The sequence below is a fragment of the Rheinheimera sp. 1928-s genome (assembly GCF_029269265.1).
Classification (GTDB): domain Bacteria; phylum Pseudomonadota; class Gammaproteobacteria; order Enterobacterales; family Alteromonadaceae; genus Pararheinheimera.
In genome coordinates, this window is the sequence record NZ_JARIXP010000004.1 from 141,628 (window position 1) to 162,359 (window position 20,732).

24 protein-coding genes are annotated in these 20,732 nt (G+C 46.1%); 12 read left to right on the top strand and 12 right to left on the bottom strand.

The window, feature by feature from the left end; translation table 11 throughout:
• Positions 1–238: 238 nt before the first annotated feature.
• The gene (locus P3C17_RS10945; protein ID WP_300929478.1) at positions 239–928 is read right to left on the bottom strand and encodes a SprT family zinc-dependent metalloprotease; all 690 of its coding nucleotides are present in this window, start codon (positions 926–928) and stop codon (positions 239–241) included.
• Positions 929–1,065: 137 nt separating this feature from the next.
• Between P3C17_RS10945 and xthA the strand changes: the two genes are divergently transcribed.
• Both xthA and P3C17_RS10955 read left to right on the top strand, forming a co-directional pair.
• Positions 1,066–1,878 (top strand): exodeoxyribonuclease III, encoded by an 813-nt coding sequence (xthA, locus tag P3C17_RS10950; RefSeq protein ID WP_008898205.1) that lies wholly within the window; start codon positions 1,066–1,068, stop codon positions 1,876–1,878.
• A 3-nt stretch (positions 1,879–1,881) separates the two neighbouring features.
• On the top strand, positions 1,882–2,502 hold the full coding sequence (locus tag P3C17_RS10955; RefSeq protein ID WP_300929479.1) for an energy-coupling factor ABC transporter permease: 621 nt from the start codon (positions 1,882–1,884) through the stop codon (positions 2,500–2,502).
• 14 nt (positions 2,503–2,516) lie between these two features.
• Here P3C17_RS10955 and yfbV read toward each other — a convergent pair whose 3' ends face one another.
• Positions 2,517–2,960: a terminus macrodomain insulation protein YfbV gene (gene yfbV / locus P3C17_RS10960; protein WP_008898203.1), complete on the bottom strand. Its 444-nt coding sequence runs from the start codon at positions 2,958–2,960 to the stop codon at positions 2,517–2,519.
• Positions 2,961–3,580: 620 nt separating this feature from the next.
• Between yfbV and P3C17_RS10965 the strand changes: the two genes are divergently transcribed.
• From P3C17_RS10965 to P3C17_RS10985, 5 genes are read left to right on the top strand one after another with little or no spacing between them, the layout of a single operon-like run.
• On the top strand, positions 3,581–4,096 hold the full coding sequence (locus P3C17_RS10965) for a PTS glucose transporter subunit IIA (RefSeq protein WP_300929480.1): 516 nt from the start codon (positions 3,581–3,583) through the stop codon (positions 4,094–4,096).
• Between the two features lie 13 nt (positions 4,097–4,109).
• Positions 4,110–4,463, top strand: a complete 354-nt coding sequence (locus tag P3C17_RS10970; RefSeq protein ID WP_300929481.1) for an ArsC family reductase — start codon at positions 4,110–4,112, stop codon at positions 4,461–4,463.
• Positions 4,460–5,593: a succinyl-diaminopimelate desuccinylase gene (dapE, locus tag P3C17_RS10975; RefSeq protein ID WP_300929482.1), complete on the top strand. Its 1,134-nt coding sequence runs from the start codon at positions 4,460–4,462 to the stop codon at positions 5,591–5,593. Before P3C17_RS10970 ends, dapE begins: the two co-directional genes overlap by 4 nt.
• Entirely contained in the window at positions 5,590–6,264 is a 675-nt protein-coding gene (locus tag P3C17_RS10980; protein WP_300929483.1) for a M15 family metallopeptidase, read from the top strand. The genes dapE and P3C17_RS10980 overlap by 4 nt, the downstream gene beginning before the upstream one ends.
• Before the next feature lie 2 nt (positions 6,265–6,266).
• Positions 6,267–6,524: a hypothetical protein gene (locus P3C17_RS10985; RefSeq protein WP_300929484.1), complete on the top strand. Its 258-nt coding sequence runs from the start codon at positions 6,267–6,269 to the stop codon at positions 6,522–6,524.
• A gap of 18 nt (positions 6,525–6,542) precedes the next feature.
• Here P3C17_RS10985 and yejK read toward each other — a convergent pair whose 3' ends face one another.
• Positions 6,543–7,577, bottom strand: coding sequence for a nucleoid-associated protein YejK (gene yejK / locus P3C17_RS10990; RefSeq protein WP_300929485.1), 1,035 nt, complete (start codon positions 7,575–7,577; stop codon positions 6,543–6,545).
• A 71-nt stretch (positions 7,578–7,648) separates the two neighbouring features.
• On the opposite strand from yejK, the gene P3C17_RS10995 reads away from it, so the two are divergent.
• Both P3C17_RS10995 and P3C17_RS11000 read left to right on the top strand, forming a co-directional pair.
• Positions 7,649–7,873, top strand: a complete 225-nt coding sequence (locus P3C17_RS10995) for a DUF1414 domain-containing protein (RefSeq protein WP_127021904.1) — start codon at positions 7,649–7,651, stop codon at positions 7,871–7,873.
• Between the two features lie 4 nt (positions 7,874–7,877).
• Positions 7,878–9,386, top strand: a complete 1,509-nt coding sequence (locus P3C17_RS11000) for a DUF3413 domain-containing protein (protein WP_300929486.1) — start codon at positions 7,878–7,880, stop codon at positions 9,384–9,386.
• A gap of 54 nt (positions 9,387–9,440) precedes the next feature.
• Here P3C17_RS11000 and P3C17_RS11005 read toward each other — a convergent pair whose 3' ends face one another.
• Both P3C17_RS11005 and P3C17_RS11010 read right to left on the bottom strand, forming a co-directional pair.
• A complete protein-coding gene (locus P3C17_RS11005; RefSeq protein WP_008898194.1) occupies positions 9,441–9,740 on the bottom strand; it encodes a hypothetical protein in 300 nt (99 codons plus the stop codon).
• A complete protein-coding gene (locus P3C17_RS11010) occupies positions 9,740–10,108 on the bottom strand; it encodes a DUF393 domain-containing protein (protein ID WP_300929487.1) in 369 nt (122 codons plus the stop codon). Before P3C17_RS11010 ends, P3C17_RS11005 begins: the two co-directional genes overlap by 1 nt.
• Before the next feature lie 152 nt (positions 10,109–10,260).
• On the opposite strand from P3C17_RS11010, the gene P3C17_RS11015 reads away from it, so the two are divergent.
• The 3 genes from P3C17_RS11015 to P3C17_RS11025 all read left to right on the top strand — a co-directional run bounded on the left by P3C17_RS11015 (position 10,261) and on the right by P3C17_RS11025 (position 11,957).
• Positions 10,261–10,461 (top strand): DUF2061 domain-containing protein, encoded by a 201-nt coding sequence (locus P3C17_RS11015; RefSeq protein ID WP_127684533.1) that lies wholly within the window; start codon positions 10,261–10,263, stop codon positions 10,459–10,461.
• Between the two features lie 91 nt (positions 10,462–10,552).
• Positions 10,553–11,119, top strand: a complete 567-nt coding sequence (locus P3C17_RS11020) for a YaeQ family protein (protein ID WP_300929488.1) — start codon at positions 10,553–10,555, stop codon at positions 11,117–11,119.
• Between the two features lie 4 nt (positions 11,120–11,123).
• Positions 11,124–11,957, top strand: coding sequence for a S1-like domain-containing RNA-binding protein (locus P3C17_RS11025; RefSeq protein ID WP_300929489.1), 834 nt, complete (start codon positions 11,124–11,126; stop codon positions 11,955–11,957).
• 161 nt (positions 11,958–12,118) lie between these two features.
• Here P3C17_RS11025 and P3C17_RS11030 read toward each other — a convergent pair whose 3' ends face one another.
• The 7 genes from P3C17_RS11030 to P3C17_RS11060 form a co-directional block, all read right to left on the bottom strand.
• Positions 12,119–14,518 (bottom strand): EAL domain-containing protein, encoded by a 2,400-nt coding sequence (locus tag P3C17_RS11030; protein WP_300929490.1) that lies wholly within the window; start codon positions 14,516–14,518, stop codon positions 12,119–12,121.
• Positions 14,519–14,583: 65 nt separating this feature from the next.
• Positions 14,584–15,828: a cyclopropane-fatty-acyl-phospholipid synthase family protein gene (locus P3C17_RS11035; protein WP_300929491.1), complete on the bottom strand. Its 1,245-nt coding sequence runs from the start codon at positions 15,826–15,828 to the stop codon at positions 14,584–14,586.
• A complete protein-coding gene (locus tag P3C17_RS11040) occupies positions 15,825–16,574 on the bottom strand; it encodes a DUF1365 domain-containing protein (protein ID WP_300929492.1) in 750 nt (249 codons plus the stop codon). The genes P3C17_RS11035 and P3C17_RS11040 overlap by 4 nt, the downstream gene beginning before the upstream one ends.
• Positions 16,571–17,824, bottom strand: coding sequence for an FAD-dependent oxidoreductase (locus P3C17_RS11045; RefSeq protein WP_300929493.1), 1,254 nt, complete (start codon positions 17,822–17,824; stop codon positions 16,571–16,573). The genes P3C17_RS11040 and P3C17_RS11045 overlap by 4 nt, the downstream gene beginning before the upstream one ends.
• A complete protein-coding gene (locus tag P3C17_RS11050) occupies positions 17,825–18,274 on the bottom strand; it encodes a nuclear transport factor 2 family protein (protein WP_300929494.1) in 450 nt (149 codons plus the stop codon).
• A complete protein-coding gene (gene phrB / locus P3C17_RS11055; RefSeq protein ID WP_300929495.1) occupies positions 18,267–19,700 on the bottom strand; it encodes a deoxyribodipyrimidine photo-lyase in 1,434 nt (477 codons plus the stop codon). The genes P3C17_RS11050 and phrB overlap by 8 nt, the downstream gene beginning before the upstream one ends.
• Entirely contained in the window at positions 19,700–20,641 is a 942-nt protein-coding gene (locus tag P3C17_RS11060; protein ID WP_300929496.1) for a DUF523 and DUF1722 domain-containing protein, read from the bottom strand. Before P3C17_RS11060 ends, phrB begins: the two co-directional genes overlap by 1 nt.
• Positions 20,642–20,732 lie beyond the last annotated feature (91 nt).

Sequence of the window (20,732 nt, forward strand, 5' to 3'; positions counted from 1 at the left end):
GCTGGAAAGCTTCTGTTGGGCATTAAAGCCAACAAACTGCAAAGAAAAGCACAAAGATCAAAAAAACGAAAATAAAATGGAATCTTTTGTAACGGCCGGAGTCTGACCTGGTGAATCATCCCATTCTATTCTCCCAAGATGTAAACTTTGCCGGCCTTATGGGTCGGCTTTCTTTTTTGTACGCTCACTACAGTACTTTTCGTACATTATTTTGGCTAACACTGCGCTGATTTGAGCCTTACAACTGCATCCAGTGTTGATTTTGTTTTAACCAAAGCCGGGCTTTGGCCGCGTCCTGGTTAAATTGGCTAACTAAAGACCAAAAGCTTTTGCTGTGGTTCATATGGACCAGATGTGCCAGTTCATGCACCACCACATACTGAGCCACCCAGGCAGGAGCCATCAGCAAGCGCCAGTTAAAACTCAGTACACCTGATGAATCACAACTGCCCCATTTGGCTTTAAAATTACAAACCCGCACGTCGCGGCAGGAAAGTGACATCCGTTGCTGCTGAAACTGTACCTGCTGCTCAAACCAGAGCTTCGCTTGCTGCAGATAAAATTCAGTCACCAACTTTTCTATCCATTTATGCTGGCTTTGTTTTTTATTACGCGAGGAAAGCTGCAGCCATAAACAATCGCCGTCCAGACTAAACTGGTTCACAGTATCCTGTACAATTTTGAGCTGTAATTTATCGTCGAATAACGGAATTAGCCGCTGTTCAAGCCAGCCCGGTTCTGTAGTGTGTTGCTGCTGACCCAGGTGTTTATCAATCCAGTCTTTTTTCTGCTGAATAAGCTGCTGAATAAATTGAAGATCGCAGCCTGTTGGGGCGGACACCCATAGCTGTCCTGACTGAATTTTCAGTTGAATACTGCGTCTTCTGGCGGAAAACTTTAACTGATAGGCTGGTAATTCAGAACTCACAACATCAGACTCATCAAGGCAAAAGCATAGCTTAAAGTTTGTCGGCGCACTGAGCAAGCAGCGGTTCACGTCAGGGCAGACAAAATGCTAGTATAGAGCTCAAACGCTATTACTCTTATGTGGACCAGAGCATCATCATGAAAATTATCTCTTTTAATATAAATGGCTTACGCGCCAGACCTCACCAAATCGAAGCCTTACTGGCCAAACATTCTCCTGATTTTGTCGGCTTGCAGGAAATTAAAGTGCATGATGATGAATTCCCGCTAGAAGATATGCAGAAATTTGGCTACCACTTGTATTATTTCGGCCAAAAAGGCCATTACGGTGTGGCTATTCTGAGTAAAAAGCCTGCACTGTCGATGCTGTATGGTTTTCCAACAGATGCGCCTGATGCTCAGCGTCGTATGCTGATTGGCACTTTTGCACTGGACAACGGCAAAACCCTGACTTTACTAAATGGCTATTTCCCGCAAGGTGAAAACCGCAGCCATGAAACTAAATTCCCGGCCAAACAAAAGTTTTATGCCGACCTGCAGCAGTATTTAATCAACCACCACAGCCCGGATGATTATGTCGCTGTTATTGGTGACATTAATATCTCCCCTGAAGATCTGGATATCGGCATAGGTGCAGCCAATGCCAAACGCTGGTTAAAAGAAGGCAAATGCTCCTTTTTACCGGAAGAACGTGAAATGCTGGCGACATTAAAAGGCTGGGGTTTAATAGATACCTTCCGTGCTTTGCATCCGGATGCAACTGAAAAATACAGCTGGTTTGATTACCGTTCTAAAGGTTTTGATGACAACAGAGGCCTGCGTATCGATGTGGTGATGGCGACCCCACCTTTAGCCGCTTTGTGTACAGAAAGTGACGTAGATTATGAACTACGCGCTTCAGAGCGGCCCTCTGATCATGCGCCTGTCTGGTCGACTTTTGATCTGAGCTAACTGATGCTGGCGGCATTTTGCCTGTTGTTGTTTGCGGGCTTGGTATTCAGCCGCGACTTCTGGCGCGAGTTGCCGCACAAATCAGTGCCCTGGCCTGTGGCCGGGGCCAGTGTTTGCGTACTTGCCTTGTTATGGCAAACAGACGCCGCCGTGCTGGATGCGTTGCCTATTCATTTTCTGGCACTGACTACTTTGATGTTGTTGTTTGGTTTGCGCTTAAGTTGCCTGCTTTTTGTGCTGGTAATGGCACTGCAATGGCTGATGAGCACACAAAGCCTGGAGCAATTGCTCTGGACTTTAGTTTGTGGTTGGCTCGTGCTGGCGCTGAATTATGGCGTCTACCTTTTCTGTTTCCACTATGTGCAGCGACATCTGTTTATCTATTTATTTATCGGGGCCTTTTTAAACAGCGCCTTGGGTTTAGTGGTCTTTATGCTGCTGCAGGCCTGGTATCAGGCTGATCAGTACAGTGCACATCAGCTCTACGACAGTTACTTAATTTTTATTCCACTGGCAGCTTTGCCGGAAGCCTTGCTCAATGGCATGGCCATGACCTTACTGGTCATTTACAAACCAGAGTGGGTTTATACCTACTATCAGCGGATTTATTTGTCCGGGAAATGAAGCAGACGACTGGCTTAAAGCCAGTCGCGAAGAAAGGTTTTGTCTAGTTGACCAAATGCCTGTTTTAGCAACAATGCCAAATCAGCATAACGTAACTTGTGTTGAGGATTTTGGGTTTGCAGCCCTTGCGCCTGCATCTTTTGTTTAATTTCGCCATACCAGCTACTCAGGCCAGGCGGTAATTCGGTCTGAGCTCTTTTCCCCAACCAATACCAGCCCTGAAACGGCATAGATAAAATAAACAGCATCATGGTCAGGATCAGCGGCAATTGGCTTGAGCCAAGCTGATTAAACTGCACTACAGCGCCAAGCACAGCTATAACAGGTAGTGTTTTTTGTGCAAATACAGTCATACGGATAATTTTGTTTTCCGGAAAAACTGCATTTAATTGAGGTACTACAGGCCAGTCACGACTGTACTGCATCCCCGCTTTGAGTGTCGAAAACGTAGCTGACATCGCAGGCACTCCTCTTGATGATCGGTGTATTTACCACAAGGTCGTTCGTTCGGAGTCTACCCCCTGTACTTACTATCGTCCAGCTTTGGCTGAAACTAAAGGCAAAATCGACCTGACCTTAAAATATTCTCTGGTTAGGATATAAAGCAGCCCAAAGATCAACATTTTTGAAACAAACAAAGCTCAAATGTTTTACGCGAAAAGTTTCAGATTGAAGATGAAAACTATCACTTTCCTGCCTTTGCTCAACTATTTGCCAAAGGCTAAACTAAACAAATTTTGTGCCATTAGTATTTAATCAATAAATTCAAAAACTTAAAACAGTTAAACATAACAACACACAAAGTTATCCACAGAATCTGTGGACAACCGTAATGAAGAATGCATAAGGCTTACATCGTTTTGTCATTAAAAATGACCTGCACTTATCAGCTTTTCATGACATTTTTATGTTCAAATCAAAGAAACACTCAGTTTTGTTTGACTCCCCTGCTCCGCACAAGTTCTGCCAACTGACTAAAAGCCCGGAAAAATAATTAGATCACCTATTTCAGGAAGTCTTCGCCAAATTCTGTTTTTTTCGTTACTATCAAGCCACGCTCCTTTAAATGTTTTTGCCCATGTTCAGCCCTTTTAGTCTGTTGCACTGGCATACCAGTCTGGACCCACAGTTAAAATTACGGGTCAGAAGTCCGGTCGACGCGTTCAGCCACAATCGTATAGCAAGCCCCGATACCCTGATGGCGTCAGGCTTACAAGGCGACGGACTTTGGCTTGAGTTGCGCGGCACTACTTTATACAGCCCTTTTACCGCTCTATTCAGCCGGAAAAACCATACAGGTCAACATCTGCAGTTTATTCACTCCAGCGGGTTGAAACTGGTACTGGATTTTCCTCTCTACTGTCAGGATAAACAGGGCCTGGGATTTCATTGGCTGGTAGGCGAACAAGCCAATGTTCAGGCAGGACAAGCACTGCTGCATTATGACAAGGCGCTGCTGAGTCAACCTGGCCAGAGCTTTGGATTGTTTTTACGTATTGCACCTCATTCTAAAATTCATAGTATTCATTGCCGTGCAGGTTATCATCAGGCGCTACAAGATGACTTGCTGGCTATTCAATTGGTTAGCGCTTAGGACTTATAGCTTCATGACCCGTATTTATGGCATTAAAAATTGTGACACTATTAAAAAAGCCCGCAAATGGCTGGACCAGCAGCAGCTGTCGCACCAGTATATTGATTACCGTCAGGATGGAATTGATGCGGCACTTTTAGCAGAATTTATGCAGCAGTTGCAGTGGCAACAACTGCTGAACACCAAAGGTACAACCTACAGAGCTTTGCCGGATCAAGACAAACAAGATATGACGGCAGAAAAAGCTGTAGCACTGATGCTGGCGCAACCTGCGCTGATTAAACGACCTGTGCTTGAACACAATGGCCAGTATCATCTTGGTTTTTCAGAACAAAATTATCAGACAATTTTTGGGATCTCCGCATGAGTACAGCAGTCTTAGATCTGACCAAAGACTTGATCAGCCGCCAGTCGGTCACGCCGGAAGACGCAGGTTGCCAGCAATTAATGGCAAAGCGCCTTGAAGCTTTAGGTTTCACTATCGAATCAATGTTCTTTGAAGACACCCTCAATTTATGGGCGCGCAGAGGTCAGGGTAAAGCTTTGTTTTGTTTTGCCGGTCATACCGACGTAGTGCCAACAGGACCACTGGATCAGTGGACCAGCCCGCCATTTGCGCCTGAAATTCGGGATGGCATGCTGTACGGTCGTGGTGCTGCAGATATGAAAGCTAGTCTGGCTGCTATGGTGGTGGCAACAGAGCGTTTTTTAGCGACCAATCCAGAGCTTACAGCTGATATCGCATTTTTAATTACCAGCGATGAAGAAGGCCCATTTATCAATGGCACCAAACGAGTAATCGAAGTGCTGGAAAGCCGTCAGGAAAAAATAACATGGTGTTTAGTGGGTGAGCCATCCAGCAGCCAACAATTGGGCGATGTGATTAAAAATGGCCGTCGGGGCTCTTTAACAGGTTATCTGACTGTTAAAGGTATTCAGGGCCATGTGGCTTATCCACACCTGGTGGACAACCCTATTCATAAAGCCGCTCCTGCGCTGGCAGAATTAGCACAAACAGTCTGGGATCAAGGCAATGCTTATTTCCCTGCCACCAGTTTTCAGATCTCCAATATTCATGCAGGTACAGGTGCAACCAATGTGGTACCGGGAGATGTACAACTAACCTTTAACTTCCGCTACAGCACAGAAGTCACAGCAGAACAGTTACAACAGCGGGTTCTGGCGATTTTGGATCAACATGGCCTGAACTATAGCATCGACTGGGTATTTAATGGCCTGCCCTTCCTGACCGATAGCGGTGAACTGGTGGCTGCTGCTGTGCACGCAGTACAACAAGTCAAAGGCTTTGCGCCATCACTAGAGACAACTGGTGGCACCTCTGATGGTCGTTTTATCGCGCCTACTGGTGCGCAGGTGCTGGAATTAGGGCCCTGCAACGCCACCATTCATAAAATTAACGAATCTGTAGCAGTGGCTGATTTAGAGCCTTTAGCCGATATGTATCAGCATATATTGCAGCAACTGGTTGCCAAATGAGTCTGGCCAAGCTTCTGACAGGTTTTGATGAAACTGCTCTGGTTGAACTGGAGCAGCGACATCGGTTATTGCCGGACGTCAAAGCCGCTTATCAGCAGATGCAACAGGCTGCGGCGTCAGATGGTATCGAGTTGGCATTGGTATCGTCTTATCGCTCTTTTGCTCAACAAGCGCGCATTTGGACAGCAAAATATAGCGGTCAGCGCCCTGTCTATAACAAAGCCCAACAGCACGTTGATATAAGTCAGTTAGATGGCTTTGCCAAAGTAGAAGCTATTTTGTTGTACTCTGCTTTGCCCGGCGCCAGTCGTCATCACTGGGGCACGGATCTGGATGTATTTGACAAGGCAGCAGTAGCAGCTGATTATCAGGTGCAATTACTGGATGCTGAGTATCAACAAGGTGGTCCTTTTTACGCATTGGATCAATGGCTACAGCAACGTGCCGCCGACTTTGGCTTTTTCCGGCCTTATTTATACGATCAAGGCGGCGTGGCAAAAGAAGCCTGGCATTTAAGCTATCGTCCTTTGGCCGAGGGTTATTTAAAGTCCTTTGAGCACAGCATGCTGGCTCAAGCAATCACTCAAAGTGAACTGCCGGATAAAGCATTGTTGCTTGAACATCTGCCGCTGATTTTTCAGCGTTATGTCTGCACTATTTGTAAGGATTAAATATGACCCTAAACCTATGGTGGATGCTGCTTATTATTTTTGGCCTGGTGCTGGGTAATTTGTGGTTGCTGCGCCTGAATAAAAAACGCCAGCAGGTAAAACCAAGAAAAGAAATCAAACAGAAAAAAACCACTGAAGGTGGTGTCACCGGAACTATAGTGGCGGGCAGCGGTACAGAAGTAAACAAGAACAAACAGCTTGATACTGACCACCACAGCTCATCAGAGGGTGGCTCTGATGGCGGTGGTGGCACTGACTAGCATTTTTCGGCTGGCGTTTTAGCCTTTGTTGTCAAAGCTGGAAAAACCTTTTAAAAAGCGTTGCAGCTGATCTTTTAAGTTCGGCGGCACGCCCTGAATAATCAGCAGATCTTTTTCTATATCGTAGCGGATACGATCGCCTAAATGCTTTTGTTCAAAGCTGATACTGACGCCACCACCCGCACCTGAAAACTTCACCAGGGTTTTTAACTCTTTTACATCCACAGGGAATTGGTCTGGTACTTCAATATTCTGCTCTGCACAGTAATCGGTAAAAGCGCGGGCATCACTGCTGTCGATCGTGGCCGACAGTTCCTGTAAATGCACATCCAAGCCTTGTTTGGTTTGCTCTTCACAGTAGTCATAGACTTGCTTACGCACTGCCGACTTTTCGCTGGCATCGTAATCAGAGGCTGATAAATACTCTTCAACAGAAGCCAAAACTACTTTACTTTGCTCTTTGGCGACCATGCCTTCGGCACAACCTAAAAAGTCGAGGAAAAAATCGGCGACTTTACGCCCTGCTCTGCCACGAATAAAGGAAATGTATTTGTTTTGCTCCGGGCTGGTTTGATATTCGGTTAAATCAATACGAGCTGCCAGCTGCATCCGGGCTATATCCAGATGCTGATCGGTGGAAAGTAATAACTCAGGTGTGACACTGAAATGATCTTTGCTGCCTAATAAAGTCACCAGCACATATTCTGTCGCCAGATACCGATAATGACAGAGCATAAAATAACCGGTTTCCTGGATTTGATGCTGCACCAGTTGCACCACCAACTGACTGGTGGCTTGTTCTGCCAGCTGCAGAAAACTGCGTTCCTGAGCTTGCCACTGCGCTAAAGGCAGCGCCATTCTGTCCTGTAAGTCGTCGGCAAAAGTGGCATAACCTTTGGCTGGTTTGCCGTTATAGGCTAAATGCAGTTGCTCAATTAAATGCGCCACAGATTGCGATACCGGCACCAACTCCTGACGAAATTGCGCCTGCAACTGCTCACTTTCAGTACTTTCGATAAAATTTATTGCCAGATGCAACACATCGACGGACATATATTTTCCTGTTCTCAGCTAATTCTGCTAGTATTCCCCGCTGTTCCATTTTATTTCGAGCAGAGACCTTCATGCCTATTGTATCAAAGTATTCGACCGACCAAATTGAAAAGATCGTTAACACTCTGCTAGAGCAATTACGCTCAGAGGATGCGACAACGGAATTAAGCCTGATGTGTTTAGGCAATACCATCAGTCATATTATCAATACCAGTGTTCCTGCTGCTCAGCGTATGGATGTGGTGACTCATTTTGGTCAGGCGCTCAAAGACGCCGTCAACAGCAAGAAACAATAACTTTATGGTGCTGGAACAAAACCTGTCATTGGTCAATAAAGTAAACCGCCTGCTGAACTGGGGTCACTGGTTTACTTTTTTTAATATCCTGCTGGCGCTGGTGATCACATCAGCCTACTGGTGGGCAGAACCTTTGCCACAAAGTATCACAGGCTGGTTGTATCTGGTGACCAACTGGCTGGGCCACACCGCCTTTTTGTGTTTTTTGTTTTTTATTCTGACGATATTCCCTGTCACTCTGATTTTTCCGTACCAGCGCCATGTGCGCGGTATAGCAGCAGCTTTAGCCACCTTAGGCCTGGTAGCGCTCATTTTTGATGCTTATGTGTATCACGCCCTTGGCTACCATGTCGGCAGCGCATCCAGCGAACAAACCATAGATTTATTACGTCAGCAGGTGGTGACCAATCTACGTAATTTTATTCTAATCACTTCTGTAGTCGCGGCTTTGTTATTAGCCATAGAACTGGTGCTGAGTAACTTATGCTGGAAAAAGGTGCCACGACTGCAAGCGTCTGGTATAGGTCAACCCGCACTTTATCTGTTTTTAGGTTGTTTTGTGACTAGCCACAGCTTGCATATCTGGGCCGATGCCCAGCTGGATCTGGATGTGCTGAAACAGGACAATGTGTTGCCTTTTACCTATCCGGCGACTGCCAATACTTTTTTAGCCAAATACAAAGTGCTGGATTTATCCCGCTTACAAGAAAATAAAGCAGAGCAGTTGCAGCGCCCGACCAACTGGCGTGAACCTGAAGCTTTGCAGTGCACAAATCAACAAAGGGACGCGGTCACAGTGCTGATTGTGCCCGCTTTATCTGCTGCTGACATTGCACTTTTAGAGCAACAGAACTTTAAAGCACATCAACAACATTTTGCGCCAGTCGAAGCACCCAGTGCATTGTTGAATTTACTTTATGGCAGCATGCAGCTGAATAAAGACATGATAAGCGTTTTACAACAAGCTCCAGCCTGGATGGCGCAAGTGCCAGCTGGACAACTGAGTATCAGTGCCAGTGACGCACAATTCCAACAACGACTGCCTTGGTTAGCTTTAACCTCAGATGCAGCTGCTCCAGTACAGATAAAATTCAGCAGCGATTTAGCAACAGACTTAGTTCAGTCCGATCAAGGGCAACATCTGTTAGTGCTGACTCAACAAGCAGCAGATTCACAATTTGATCTGGCACCCGCTCAGCTTTACAGCCGTTGGCCTGCTTTACATCGGGCTATATCCAATACAGTGACCCAACACCTGGATTTGATCCCTACTCTGTTGGCTCAACTTGGCTGCCACAGCAACTGGCCAGGGGATAACTGGTTCAAACCTTCTGCTTATCCAAAGCTGAATTTATTACCTCATCAGATGGTCAGTTTTAAAAAGGACAAAATGATTTTAGTGCGGGATGATGGCAGTTACAGTGTTTGGTCTGCAGGTACTCTGGTACCCCTGAATGAAAAACTGGATATCCCTCAGTTGACCGACGCATTAAAACGGGTGCAACAGCAGTAGCTGCAAAACAAGACAATAAAAAACCACCGGACGGTGGTTTTTTATTGTCTACATCTATTGCAGCCTTTTTGGCGCTTTGATCAATCGATCACGTTTGCCCTGCAACTCAAGCTCAGCCAAATGAAATAAATTAGTAAAAACCAAAGCCGGAGCCTCGCGCTGGAACGTCTCCACAAAGGCGATGCTGGCTTCAGCAATCAGCTGATTCACTTTTTGATCATACAAAGAATAACCATCATAACTGTATGGTTCGTTCAATTCAGCCAACTGGTGCTGCTTTTGTTGACGCATAAACCAGTTGATTAAAAACTCATACTCTTTGACATCCAAAAGTTCACGACAATCTAACCCCATCAGGGTTTCTCCTGTTTTTGCACCCAGCTCTGGAGGTGAGGCCTTAGTTTCAAAAACAAGCTATACAGCCGGTTAGCGCACCAGGTGACGGGTGGTACTTTGAGCAAGAGTCCAAGCATACGCCAATAAGCAAATTGCGACCAGAGCATAGCAAAAGCGGCAGCGCCTTTGTGATAGACCTGGCCGTTTACCCGTACATGCATACGAGCCAGCGCACTGCATCGGTCCAGCTCTGGTGGCAGCTGTGCATTTAAATCGGTTAAATCCAGCCAGATAATAGGCACCCTACTTTTCAGTGCACGAAAGTAATTAATCTCGCGCCGGCACAAGGGACAACCTCCGTCATAAAAAACTTCCAGTGAATTCATTTTATGCTCCTGTTAGCTCACACAATACGTTCGCATATCACTTCAGGATCGGCTGAACATAAAAAACGATAGCGGCGATTGGATTAATTCGTTTTCGATGAATAACACAGCAGGCTAAGCTAATTACATATTCAGGCATCTGGAGCCACATCATGTTAAAAACTATGACCTTTGCTGTATTGCATTTTAGCGTCGCTTTTAGCGTCACCTATTTACTAACCGGAGATCTGCTGGTGGGTGGTTTAGTAGCGACCATAGAGCCAGCTATCAATACGGTCGCTTACTTTTTTCACGAGAAAGCATGGAATCGCATCGCACTGCGGCAAAAGCAGCATCATCAACTACAAGCCTGAGTCGCTCAATCTAAGGCTTATTCACACAAGCTGCATTATTCCAACGAACAAGGTACACTAGCGCCCTTTTGATTTGTTCCGCGGATTTGTTATGGCCTTAAAGGCAACCATTTTTAAAGCAAGCCTTGCTGTGGCCGACATGTCGCGCCATCATTATCAGGACTATAACCTGACGTTAGCCCAGCACCCTTCTGAAACCACAGAGCGTATGATGTTACGTCTGCTGGCTTTTGCTTTGTGTGCCCATGAAGATTTAACCTTCGGTAAAGGTATTTCCGATGACGATGAAGCTGCTGTTTATCGTCAAAACCTGACAGGTGATTATCAGTTGTGGATTGAACTGGGTTTGCCGGAAGAAAAACGTTTACGTCGCGCCAGCCATAAAACAGAGCAGTTGCTTTTAGTCGCTTACGGCGGCACTGCAGTGGATAAATGGTACAGCTCTGAACAAAAAGCCCTGAGTCAGTTAAAAAACCTGACCATAGTAGCCGTCTCCCCGGCAGATACGGCAGAGCTGGCAAAATTATGCGACCGCACTATGCAGTTACAATGCACTATTAATGAAGGCCAGGTCTGGTTTGGCAACTCAGCCCAGAGCGTGCAGGTTCAATTACAATTTATTCAACAGTCAAACCCAGCTTTGCTGGCATCGGAGTAATCACATGACCCAACTCGCTTTAGGCAAACTGAACAAACTGGCCGTCAAAAAGCAGGTCGAATTTGGCGTGTACTTAGATGGCTTAAGCTGGGGTGATATTTTATTACCTAAACGTTATGTACCTGCCGGCACAGAGATTGGTACAGTGCTTGAAGTACTGTTGTATCTGGATTCTGAAGATCAGCTGATTGCCACTACAGAAAAACCTTATGTGATGGTCGGTCAGGTGGCGCAGCTCAAAGCTGTGGCTATCACCAAAGTAGGCGCCTTTTTAAACTGGGGCCTGAAAAAAGATCTGCTGGTGCCTTTTAGCGAACAACAAATTCCGATGCAGCTGGATAAATATTATCTGGTGTACTGTTATGTTGATAAAAGTAACCGCATTGTCGCCTCAGCCAAGCTGGACAGATACATAGGCAAAGACACGCCGGATTATCAACCAGGCGATGAAGTACAGTTTTATGTCGCATCTCAGACTGACCTTGGCTACAAAGTAGTAGTGGATCATCAGCACTGGGGCTTATTGTATAAAAATCAGGTCTTTAAACCACTGCGTATCGGCTACAAAGGCACAGCTTATGTGCAAAAAATGCGCGACGACTTCCGTATTGATTTGATGCTGGATAAACCTGGTTATGAAAAAGCTCAGGCTTTTACTGATGTGATTTTAGAACGCTTAAAGCACAAAGGCGGCAGCTTGCCACTATCAGATAAAAGCACGCCGGAGCAGATTTACGGTGAGTTTGGTGTCAGTAAAAAAATGTTCAAACAAGCCATAGGCGCTTTATACAAAGCAGGCAAAATCGTGATTGAAGCAGACGCAATCCGCCTGGTTTAATCACACTCATCTGAGACGGGCCATTCGTAGGGGCCGCGGCTTGTCCCGGCCCGTCCATAGGCACCGCGGTGTCATTAAACGGGCGGGGATAAACCCAATAAAGATTTGTTTGGAATTCGAGACGGGCGGGTACAAGACCCGCCCCTACATTTAGGCGTGGTTTAACGTAGCCATTTGATGGCATCTGCGGCTGGCAACGCCTTAGCAAACCAATAGCCCTGTCCGGCGTCACATCCCAGTTCTTTCAGCAATTGCCGTTGTAAACTGGTTTCCACCCCTTCTGCTACTACCTTTAAATTCAGAGTTTTAGCCAAAGCAATCACAGTATTCACCACAGGGTTATCCTGAATTCGGGGTTTCATATTGGCAATAAAAGAACGGTCGATTTTCAGCACGTCCAGCTTAAATTCGTTCAGATAACTTAAACTTGAGTAGCCAGTACCAAAATCATCCAACAACACTTTGACCCCATGCTGGCGCAACTGTTTTAAACACAAACGCGCTTGTTCTATGTTCTCAATCAGTGCCCGCTCTGTAATTTCTATCGCCAGATAACGGGCTGGAACATCAGCCTCGGCCAGTTTCTGGATCACAGCTGTTGCGAAATCAGGCTCTGAGAATGCCAAGCCTGATACATTGACGCTGACATAAAAAGGCGTAGCGTAATTTTCTTTCCACAGACGGATCTGTTCGATACTTTGCCTAAGCACATAATGATCAATCAGACCTATCAAGCCATTTTTTTCCGCAAAAGGAATAAATTGATCCGGCGTGATCACGCCCTGAGTCTGGTGTGTCCAGCGAATTAAAGCTTCAAATCCCAGAGTGTCATCGGTTTCAAGACTGATAATGGGCTGATAATGCAGCACAAAATGCTGCTGCGCCAAAGCGGCTTTGATTTCCAGTCCTAGCCTGAACTCCTGGCTCTCCTGTGCCTGCATATCCGCAGAATAAATACGGTACACACCACGACCATCCTGTTTGGCCTGATACATGGCAATATCAGCGCGGCGAATCAGCTCGTCCGCAGACTGCAGTTGATCTCCGGAATTGGCCAGTGCTATACCAATACTGCAGGAGGTCAGCAACGTATGTTCCCCCACCAGCAAAGGTTGCTGCAACGCCTGGATAATACGTTGAGCCACATCTGTGACATCACAAAGCCCTGCCACATCCTCCAAAACTACTGCAAATTCATCGCCGCCTAAACGGGCCAGCGTATCGGTCTGACGCATACATTGTTTCAGCACCCGTCCAACCTGGATAAGAAAATCATCGCCGACCTGATGACCTAAAGTATCATTCACCGTTTTAAAGCGATCTAAATCCAGATACATCACCGCCAGATGATTGGCTGGAAAACGTTGCATACGTTTAAAGGCCTGACCAATTCTGTCCATCAGCAGACTGCGGTTCGGCAAAGCGGTTAACGCATCATGCAGCGCCTGATGCTGTAATCGTTTTTCGGAAAAGACCCGCTCCAGCGCATTGGAGATATGTTGGGAGACAAAATTCATTAATTCCAGATCACGTTCAGTGTACTGAATATTGGCGACATAGCTTTGCACTACCACCACACCACGCACAGTGTCACTGGACTGAAAAGGCACACCCAACCAGGCCTCAGGCTCAGAACCATACGCATTGACATCATACTCTCGTTCAAAGTCGGCTATTTGTTCACGCAGGATCAGCAGAGGTTTATTGGTCCGAAATACATGCCCGGTCAGACTGTGTTCCAATACATCTTTGCCAAACACCTGATCCGGATGCAAGGTGTCTTCGGTGTCGGCAAAGTAAGGAAACTGCAATAATTCGGTTTCATCATCAAACAAAGCAATAAAGAAGTTGGGGGCATAAATCAGCGAATTAACAATCTGATGCATTCTTTTGTAGAAGCTGGAGAAGTCGTTGGCAAAATAAGAGAAAGAGGCAATTTCGTATAAGGCTTTTTGTAATCGTTCTGCGTATTCAAGTTTACTGACCGACGACTCTAAGGTGTCCAGCATCTGCGACTTTCGGAGTTTACTGGCCAGAATGGAGGCCACCACTTCAAGAACTTGCTGATGTTCAACGGTAAAATAATTAATGTGAGAATGCTCACAGTCAATCACGCCTAGTAACTCATCCCCATCCAGGATAGGCACCACCAGCTCAGATAAACTGGGAACTAAGTCCGCTATATAGTGTGGATCATTCCGGGTATCAGAGACCAATACAGAGGTTTTTGTACTGGCAGCATACCCCACCAAACCATGGCCTACTTTCAGTTCAGCAATACCTAAATGGGAGGGTAAGTCGCGGGTCCCGGTACCGGCTCTGCGCACCAGAGTTTGCCGATCAGTAGCCAGAATAAAAATGGCACAATCGACAAAACCTAAGCCTGCCACGACATGCTTCGCAGCATAATTAAGAATGTCATCCGCGCCCGTCAACTCATGCAGATCAATGGCAAACTGATTAATTAAGCTTAGTCTGGCATTTTCCTGCTGTAACAGCTGAAGTTGAGCGTGAAGGACACTGATATCAGTTTGGGGCTGGGGAGTGGTCACGGTCGTCATACAGACTCTACTACATTAATCCGTAGAAAGTTATAAACGACCGTGCTTTATTAAGCAACGAAAAGTTAGATTTTGTTCCTGTTCATTGGTTTAGTGAAGACTAAATGTACTGCACTTGTGGCTCTTTCCAAAAAGCCACCTTCGCAGTAACACAAGTAAAAGTGCCAGAGCCGGATAAACTGATCGTCATAACCCAATTGGTGTAATTTATCACGTGACGCCATAAAATTATGGCACCAGTCCTGCAAAGTACGGGCGTAATCCAGGCCAATATCCTGCACCTGGCGCAGCACTAAATCAGTGTAGTTTGCCACTGCATTGCTCATGCGCTGAATGGACGGCAAACAACCACCAGGGAAAATATAGCGCTTAATAAAGTCGACTTCTTTGACATAGTGACTGTAACGCTGATCGGCTATGGTGATGGCCTGCAATACCATCAAACCATCTTCTTTTAATAAGCTGGAGCATTTAGCAAAGTATTGATCTAAAAACTCATCACCTACAGCTTCAATCATCTCAATGGATACCAGTTTGTCGTAAGTGCCTGTTAAATCGCGGTAATCCTGAAATAACAACGTAATTTGCGACTCCAGCCCAGCTTCACGGATTTGTTGTGCTGCATAGTCATGCTGTTCACGCGAAATGGTGGTGGTGGTGACTTTGCAACCGTAGTTACGAGCGGCAAAAATGGCCATACTGCCCCAGCCGGTGCCAATTTCAATCAGATGATCTGACTCTTTTAACTGCAGCTTGTCACAAATAGATTTCAGTTTATTCAGCTGAGCTTGCTCTAGTGTACAGCTTTCAGTTTCATAAACCGCACTGGAATACATCATGCTTGGGTCTAGAAACAGCTGATACATGGCATTGCCTAAATCGTAATGCGCAGAGATATTTTTGCGTGATTGCTCTTTGGTATTACGATTGCGCCAGTCCAGTAATTTTAGTGCCGGTTTACTTAAACGAGCCCATGCTGATTCCAGTTTATCCAACAAAGAGGCATTACGGGCAATCAGTTGCACCAGCACTGTTAAATTGTCACAGCGCCACTGCCCTAACGTATAAGATTCACCTGCCCCGACAGAACCTGCAAACATCATCTTCTGATAAAAATCCGGGTCTAACACTGTCAGTGTGCATTGCAATTCACCTTTGGCATCACCCAGCAGGGTTTTTTCCTGGCCTTCGACCAATAAAATAGCACCATGGTGCAACTGGTTTAAATGCGTCAGCACCAGCTTGCGGCAGGTTTTATCAAACCAGCGTAAATTCTGAAAAGGGCATTGTTCGGTGATCAAAACCGTCATCTTGGTGTTTCCTTTGACTTAGGGTGGCCATACACAGGTACTGCTTTGATTAGCAGTTTTACTGCATGCCAATAAATTCGTGTCATCACTTGTACGTTTTGCCATGGACGGCGGATCAGTAAGCTCTTAAGCTCGTTCCGACTAAAAGGCTGCGCTACCAAATGAAACCAAGCACTGAATACTTTCTGCCCTGCTTTAAAATTGCTGATACTCAATTCCAGTTGATCAGCAGCAGCGAGCACAGTCCAGCGATACTGCATATCCATAGGATTAAAAGGCGACACATGAAAGGCTTTATCATGCTGATAATGCGACTTTTCTGCGTCGTCTACAGGCACCAGATAATAATGCCGTTCATTCCAGGGCGTATTGCTAACTTCAGCCAACAAAGCTACCAGCTGCTTTGCAGCATTAAAACAGTAGTACAAGGTCAGCGGACTAAAATAATAGCCCCAGTTTGCCAACGGACTCATCATGCAGACTTTAGCTACAGTGTCTGTATAACCTAAATCCCGTACCTTTTGCCGCACAGCTTCGGTTAAATCTGCGGCGCCAGGCAAATAGTCGGTGCGGCGATAACTACAGGCCGCAAATCGTGCTTGTGACCATAACCAACCTTTAACCGGGATATCTTCAAGCTCATCCAGATCCAACCAGAAATAGTGCACCTGATAGTCAAAGCCATGTACTTTGGGCAGATAGCGCTTATGCCCTACCTCACCCGTTAATAACGCATGACCGATCAAAATTCCACTCCCATGGCACGAGCTATATCAACTGCACTTCGTACGCCATCTTCATGAAAACCGTTGTACCAGTAAGCGCCGCAGAACCAACTATTGTTCAGGCCATTAATTTCACTGCGCCGTTGCTGCGCTGCAATAGTGCAGTGATTAAACACCGGATGGTCATACTGAAACCGTTTTAAAATCCGGCTCTGATCAATGGCATGGCTGTGATTCAGCGTCACCACAAAAGTGACTGGCGCTTCAATGCCCTGCAGAATATTCATGTTATAACTTAAAGTCGCATGGCTGGATGCGTTATCGGTCAGATGGTAATTCCAGGCAGCCCACGCCGCTTTACGTTTGGGTAAAATGCGTTGGTCTGTATGCAGAATCACTTCGTTCTTTTGATATGCAATACCGCCTAAAACCTGACGCTCAGCTTCTGTTGGGTCTTTTAACAGCGCCAACGCCTGATCGCTATGGCAAGCAAAGATCACTTGATCAAAGCGTTCACTGCGCCCATCGGTAAATTCCAAAGTAACCCCTTCGGCATCACGGCTGACCGACGTCACCGGACTATTAAGCTTTACCTGCTCTGAATCCAGAGTATTTAATAAAGCACGCACATATTGGCGCGATCCACCTTTAATGACCGACCACTGCGGCCGGTCTGCCACATTCAGTAACCCATGATTTTTGAAAAACTGCAGAAAAAACCGCAGTGGAAAAGACGGCATATCGGCCAAACCTGACGACCAAATGGCTGCGCCCATAGGTAACAAATAGTCGTTACGTAGCTCTTTGCCTAAGTTATGTTTAGCCAGAAACTCGTCAATCAGTAAATCCAGATCCGGATGATTTTGCTCCAGCAACTCCTTACCCAGCTTATTAAACTTGACTATATCCAACAGCATACGCCAAAACGACGGGCGAAGCAGATTGCGGCGCTGGGCAAACAAAGTGGCCAGTGTATGGCCATTGTATTCCAAACCTGTGTCGGCTTTTTTCACCGAAAAACTCATTTGGGTAGGCTGTGATTCCACCTTCAGTTCGGCTAAAAACTTATTAAACAGCGGATATGTCCAGTTATTAAACACAATAAAACCTGTGTCTACAGCATAGTCTTTCCCTTCAACTGTAACATCTACAGTTGCGGTATGACCACCGAGGTAAGATCCAGCTTCAAACACAGTGACATTATGCTGGCGCTGCAACAAATACCAGCTGATCATGCCGGAAATACCGCCACCTATTACTGCAATTTTCATCTACGCTTCCTTTGCCATTTTTTGTTTGATTTTTTTAGTGACCCAACCCAGCAGCGGAATATGCTCCAGCACCATCTCATTTAAATCGTAATAATCTCTGTGGTAGGCGATTTTACCTTCGCTATTCCAGTGCAACACAGAACATCCATGCACAGAAATCGCTTTCCCATTACCAATAGCATCGTGGGTAAAGGTCATAACCCAGCTCAGGCACCCCTGACTTTCATTGGCAATTTTTGAGGTAGCGATAAAATGACAGCTGCTTAAACGCGCATAAGCATGAGAGAAATACTGCTCTAACTGCTCTAACCCCAGCATATGATGCACAGGGTCAATAAACTCAACATTACCAGCATACAACTCAGCCAGTGAATTTAAGTTGTTCTGGCTCAGGTTATTGTAAAAGCTCAAAAAATTATCCAGCCGTTCTGCTGTTTGGTGCTCATTCATGATCAGGCATATCCTGCGGTTTTTTAACTGTATGAAACAACTCTAAGGTGCGAAGCCGCGCTTTGCTGTGATCCACTATAGGTTTGACATAATCGCTCCACAGTGGCAACGGATGTGGCCAATGAATTTGTTTTTTTGGTACATCAGCAAGCTCCGGCAACATACGTTTTATAAATACGCCATCCGGGTCAAAACGTTCACTTTGAGTGACAGGATTAAAAATGCGGAAATAAGGTGCGGCATCTGTGCCTGTAGAAGCGGCCCACTGCCAGCCACCGTTATTGGCTGCAAAGTCGCCATCAATCAGCTTGGACATAAAATACTGCTCACCCCAGCGCCAGTCGATATGTAAATCTTTGACCAAAAAACTGGCCACTATCATGCGCAGTCTGTTATGCATCCAGCCAGTTTGATTCAACTGACGCATCGCAGCATCCACTATAGGGTAACCGGTTTTGCCTTCACACCAGGCTTGAAACAGCTGTGGATTGTTTGGCCAGACAATACCATCGGTGTCCTTTTGAAACGCTTTGTGTTTAATCAGATCAGGAAAGGCCATCAGAATATGATGATAAAAGTCCCGCCACACCAGCTCAGAGAGCCAGACGGCAGCACCTGATTTTTCCTTGTCCCACTCTGCAGCGGCTTCCAGTTGCAAACGGCTAATGCACTGCTGCGCTGAAATAACCCCTATAGCCAGATAAGCCGACAAAGACGAAGTACCATCCAAGGCCGGAAAGTCGCGTTCTGTTTGATAAAAAGCAGCTTTGTCCCGGCAGAACTGGCGCATCTGTTCAAGAACCTGCAGCTCATCTACTGTATAAGCCAGCGAACTGCCATCTCCTAGTTTCATTGGAGGTAATTCAGGCAGGTGAAGCTTTGTTTCTGGTAAAGCTTTAGGCTTAGGGAAACAGCGCACACCAATTTCACGTAAACGCGCCAGCCAGGTTTTCTTAAAAGGTGTAAAGATCTGATAAATGCCGCCGGTTTTGCTGAGTATGGACCCCGGCGGCATCACGGCTTTGCGGTCAAACCAATAACAGGCTTTACCCGCATTAGCGAAAGTAGCACTGACCTTGCGGTCACGCGCAAGCTCACGCAGTTCGTACTCAGTGTGGCCGTATAAAGCTTCTGCGCCCGCGTCTATCAACTGCTGCATCAGCTCTGGTAGAGCAGCGTAATGGCTGCCTTCAATGGCTAACAATGGGATATTCAGCGCAGCCAATTCAGTTTGTAACTGCAAAACGCGGCGACGAATAAAATCTTGTTTCATCGGTGCCATAACATGCTGCTGCCAGCTATCAGGTGTTGTCACGAAAAGCGCAACTACAGGCAAGCCGGACTGACAGGCTTCATATAAGGCCTGATTGTCATAGACACGTAAGTCATTACGCAACCAGACAAGAGAAAATGCGGTGTTACTCATCAGGCGCGTAATCCTAACTCATCTGGAAACGGCTGCAGATACTGCTGAGCCGCCACGTAATGATGGGGATGCTGCGCCAAATGGTGGCGCAACAAGGTCAATGGCGCCAATAAAGGCAGATGGCCCTGACGGTATTTATGGATTAGCTTCAGCAGCTCCTGCTTGGCTTCGCTGCTTAGCATTTTCTTAAAAAAGCCCTGCAAGTGCATCAGCACATTGGCCTGCTGTTTGCGGGTGGCTTGTTGTTTTAAAGCCTGCATTAAATCCAGCAAATAACGCTGTGCCAGCTCATCCGGAGCAAAGAGTTTCGCCTGAGCCACTAAGCGACCCAATTCGCGGTACGCTGTTGGGCTATGCGCCATCACTAAAAACTTATAACGACTATGAAAAGCCACTAACTTGCCGACAGTAAAACCCGATTGCAGCATTTGCTGATAGTCGTGACAGGCAAAAATACGGGTAACAAAGTTCTCCCGTAAATTGCTGTCGAGCAAACGGCCATCTTCTTCTACTGGTAACCAGGGATAGCTATGCATCAATTGCTGTGTAAAAACCCCTACTCCAACCTTGCCCAGCTGATGACCATTTTGATCATTTAAACGCACCCGCTCCATGCCGCAGCTGGGTGACTTGGCACAGACAATATAACCGGAGAGTTGCTTCAACTCTGGCAACAGCTTTTGGGTAAACTGAAGCATTGTATCGGTATGATCAATGCTACTGTCTTTGCTGTTCAGCAATCTCACTTGCTGATCAGCATTTAACTGCAAACGAATAGCGGGACGAGGCACACCTAAACCTATGGCCTGTTCAGGGCAAACCGGGACATAAGATACAAAAGGAGCAAGGGTGCTGTTGCAGAACTCTGACGCTTTATGTCCGGCATCAAAACGTACTTTTTGCCCAAGCACACAAGCACTGACACCGATTTGGATATTCATAATAAGAACTCACAGAAAAAACCACGGAGATGACTAGAATTGTTTACAGATCAGCAGGTTCATTGGATCACTGCAAGAGAAAATTTTTGAT